Source organism: Longimicrobium sp., assembly GCF_036387355.1.
Lineage (GTDB): Bacteria > Gemmatimonadota > Gemmatimonadetes > Longimicrobiales > Longimicrobiaceae > Longimicrobium.
Window position 1 is genome coordinate 1 of record NZ_DASVTX010000521.1, and the last position, 3,117, is coordinate 3,117.

The 3,117-nt window shown below is 64.5% G+C and carries 3 protein-coding genes; all 3 read right to left on the reverse strand.

Features of this window, described 5'->3' with window-relative positions; genetic code table 11:
• Positions 1 to 619: 619 nt before the first annotated feature.
• Positions 620 to 961 carry a hypothetical protein gene (locus VF665_RS22560; RefSeq protein ID WP_331055734.1) on the reverse strand — a complete coding sequence of 114 codons (342 nt, stop codon included), beginning with the start codon at positions 959 to 961 and terminating at the stop codon, positions 620 to 622.
• A gap of 17 nt (positions 962 to 978) precedes the next feature.
• The gene (locus VF665_RS22565; RefSeq protein WP_331055735.1) at positions 979 to 1,929 is read right to left on the reverse strand and encodes a hypothetical protein; all 951 of its coding nucleotides are present in this window, start codon (positions 1,927 to 1,929) and stop codon (positions 979 to 981) included.
• 396 nt (positions 1,930 to 2,325) lie between these two features.
• Positions 2,326 to 3,117 (reverse strand): hypothetical protein (locus tag VF665_RS22570; RefSeq protein ID WP_331055736.1); only part of this gene is annotated, 792 nt, incomplete at its 5' end.

Below are 3,117 nucleotides of genomic sequence, written 5' to 3' on the forward strand. Positions count from 1 at the left end.
CCTCAGCGCGAGGGCGGCGTTCGGCACCGAAGGCGAGCTCGGGTGCCGGTGAAGTCTCCCCGTCAGTTTGGGGAGACTTTCCGCCGTTGCTGCGGCGACTTCAGTCGCTCAGCCCCTCCAACCGGCGCCGGTCACCGCCTGCGGACGCCGAAGCCTCTGCCCGTGATCAACCCTCCCCCAGAGGTTACACCGTGCAAGCCGGGAAAGCAAAATGCAGGCGCGAGAACGATTTTTCAGCGGCGCACGCGCAACCTGCACGCCGAAATCGCGGCTTTCGCAGCCTGCACGCTGTCGGGTACACCTCCGTCGCAACCTACTGACACCAGCGGTTCCGCTCGCCTGCCGCTAACCGTAGCCGGGCGGGGCCGGTCTGTTCACTTCCGCCCCCGACGACGTACAGGGCGCATTCCGGCCAGGGATGTGCCCTGTACGTCGTCCGCCCCGCAGAACCGAAAGGCCGACTCGAAAAAAATCGGAACGGCAGCCTCAGGGGGACAAGCCCCCGCTCGCCTGCCGCGGCGCCTTCGCGCTAAGAACAGAGAAGCCGCCCCCCACGGTCCAGCGAGAGGGCGCGGCTCCTTTCTTCTGGGCCGATCCGACTAACCAGGGATCGCCGTACTCAGCCGCGTAGCATCAGAATACCGAGCGCCACATACGCGACGACCAACACAGCAACGACACTCCAGGTCGGCGGCACCCGGTTCTGCCGCAAAATTCGATACGCCGAGAAGGCGAGAAGGCCATATCCTGCGAGGAAAAGCAGCGGCCAGCCCGCCCCGCTCCATGGTCTGGAACTCCCCGCCGACTTCTCCAGCGCCAGCCACCCCAATGCGCGGACTTGATCGGCGATCCCAACAAGGGCCACGGCGGCCGTGACCCACATTACACGGCGGAAGTAGCGCCACCTTTTGCTGTTCAGCGCGGGTGCGGGTCCTGATTCGTGCTCCACTTGCTGAGCCATACTACTGCCTCCTCGTATCAGGGCGTCGGCATCGTCATGCCCATTCCACACGCGAGGGATGCTGCCCCGAGCGTGAGGATACTTGCACCCGTTGCAGTGTGGATGGTGCCAACTGCGCCATCCATGCGGGTCTTAGCGATATCCCGCCTGAGTATCCAAACTTCCCGCACAGCCGGGTCTACCGCGTCGTTATTTGCCTCGATCGCGTCGAGCATCCGCTGGGCCGAGGTGAAGTCCTTCCACGCCGCATACCATTCGGTAAACGAGCTTGCGACGATATCGAAGGCCGCTAACGAGCCGATCATCGCGAGCACGCAGACCGCGAACAAGACCGGCCCTTCATCAGGCGCAACGGTCGGATCACCACCGCCCCCACCGCCGCCACCGCCACCTGTCCAGCCCGTGCCACTATCGCCGCCACAGATCCCGAAATCGTAGCACTGATCGTGATCCTCGGGCTTTTCGTCGCAGTTCGGGTAGGTATTACCGCCCACACACGCAGTCACCGTGATGGGATTGAGGAGGCACCCGGCCTTTCCGCACGGGTCTTCCTCACTCATCAGACTAAGGGTTTTCTCGGGCGAACGCTGGACCCGGAAAATTCGATCCATGCGGCGGGCCGCGTTCTCCGTGGCCGGTATGACGCACGTCGCCTTGAAGACAAGCGAATCGCCCGCGTAACCCCTGTACTGGTACATGCGACGGCGCCCGCTAAGGTGCAAATCCGACTCGGGGAAGTTAACAACCGACTCCCGGCTGCGAAAGTCACCAAATCCGTCGGGAATCTGCACCCAGCAGGGCAACGGGTTCAGCCCGTTCGCGGTGCCCTGCGGCGAGACGGCTGCGTTCGTTGCGATCATCCCGACCGGCGCGGGACTGGAACTCGGCGCCGTAGGGGAGTCGGCACACGCGGCGGCCAGCAGGAGCATGCCGAGCGAAAGCACATGCTGTAGGAAGCGGGACTGCATTGAATACCTCACATCGTTCAGGTTTGTCGGTGACTGCGCCTCGCATCCGGGGTTGCAGGGGTGCCCCCCTCAGATGATCCCACACCCGCACCGAACTGCGCTCGGGTTTGCGGCCAAGCCTTTGCCCTCCTTCCCCGCTGCTCAAACGTGAAATCCCCAATCGAGCGGTTGATGGGGGACACGCGCCCGAAATGGCGGTCGAACTGGATTGTTACTCTCTATGAGCACGAGTCGCCCGCAGAGTGCGAAGCCACGTAGGCGGCGCGTGTCCTGCCGCGACGTACAGCCGTTCAAGTTCCGCCAAAAGGAACCCCGCAGCGTTGGGCCGCTGTTCCTCCGCGAATCCCTGCAGCAGCGTATCCAGTGCGTTCCCGCACGTTCGCGCGTCGAACTCGTTCATGGCTGGCCGGGGTTAAGACCCCGCCCAGAGCGGTCGGGGCGCCAGCGCCGTTCGTGGCGCCCGATCGCGCGAACCAGCCGTTCCGCCCTCACCGTATCTCCGCGAGCTAGCGCGATCCGCTGCAACCCGTGGAGGGCTTGCAGGCGTGCGTCAGGCAGAATGAACCGTTTGCCAGCCTTGTACGCTTTCCGGTAGTACCGCTCGGCACGCGCGATCCCGTCCGCCAACCCCTCGTATACAGACCCCAGTTCGACTAAAGCGACGGTGTACGCCGTCAGATTCTTCTCCTGTCGGGCGACCGCCAAGGCACGGCGCAGCCAAGTCCCAGCGCGCACAGGCTGCCCGGCTTCGGCCGCGCAGATGCCCGTGTGGAGTGCTGCTTCCGAAAATGCCGGAGAGGCGAGCGCGCCTGCTTGTGCGAACGCCAGTGCCGAATGCGGCCGGGCCGATGTTCGCGCCCAGGCAGCGATCTCAAGGCAGCAGATCATTACGATGTCAGCGTCTGCCTGTCCGCCCAGCATCAGCATGCTATTGAGCGTATCGACCGGGCGTGCAATCCCGTCCGGCAGCCCGGCTGCGGCGAGCCGGGCAAGCCGGAGAGCGTCACTTCCGGCTGCAAAGAGTTGGTCGCGGTATTCAGGCGGGGTAGCCGCCCACAGGCCTACGTCTCGCACTGTTCGCCAGAGCACCAGCCCTAGATCTCCAGCGGACTCGCACAGCAATCGCTCGCCTTCCAATCTCTCGGCGGGATCGTAGAGCAGCGCAGGAGGCACACTCCAGATACGCGG

Excerpts from the sequence above, each read along its gene's own strand:
- VF665_RS22560 (WP_331055734.1), bottom strand. The coding sequence starts at position 961 with ATGGCTCAGCAAGTGGAGCACGAATCAGGACCCGCACCCGCGCTGAAC.
- VF665_RS22565 (WP_331055735.1), bottom strand. The coding sequence starts at position 1,929 with ATGCAGTCCCGCTTCCTACAGCATGTGCTTTCGCTCGGCATGCTCCTG.